The sequence below is a fragment of the Pseudomonas gingeri genome (assembly GCF_013385635.1).
Lineage (GTDB): Bacteria > Pseudomonadota > Gammaproteobacteria > Pseudomonadales > Pseudomonadaceae > Aquipseudomonas > Aquipseudomonas gingeri_A.
On the sequence record NZ_JACAPR010000039.1, the window covers coordinates 1 to 425 of the forward strand.

1 protein-coding gene and 1 pseudogene are annotated in these 425 nt (G+C 57.4%); both read right to left on the bottom strand.

The window, feature by feature from the left end; translation table 11 throughout:
• Positions 1-207 (bottom strand): hypothetical protein (locus HX851_RS33500; protein WP_218173562.1); only part of this gene is annotated, 207 nt, incomplete at its 3' end.
• 118 nt (positions 208-325) lie between these two features.
• Positions 326-425: pseudogene (gene glnQ / locus HX851_RS31990) on the bottom strand (glutamine ABC transporter ATP-binding protein GlnQ); the annotation flags it as partial.

Sequence of the window (425 nt, forward strand, 5' to 3'; positions counted from 1 at the left end):
CCAGTTCAGCTTGCCAGCGATAACGAGGCCAGCCGCACCGCCGCTTTCGCGGGCAAGCCCGCTCCCACAGGATAAGGGCTCACCCCGGACTAGGGTCCAGCCGGGGACCTTGTAGGTGCTGGCTTGCCAGCGATAACGAGGCAAGGTACTCAGCTCAGAAAAGTTGAAGATGTCGCCGAGGTCGAGCCATTGCTGCCGAATGGGCATAAAAAATCCGATACCAGGGGACTGGTATCGGATTTTCTAGAAACCCCGGATTGGACTCAAATGCTTAAGTGAACAGCATCACGGACCAGGTCCGGGTTTTTCATTCAGCGCCTGTCGATCAGTGCAGGATCTGGCTGAGGAACAACTTGGTCCGCTCGTTCTGCGGATTGTCGAAGAAGTCGTTCGGCGCCGCCTGTTCGACGATCTCGCCCTTGTCC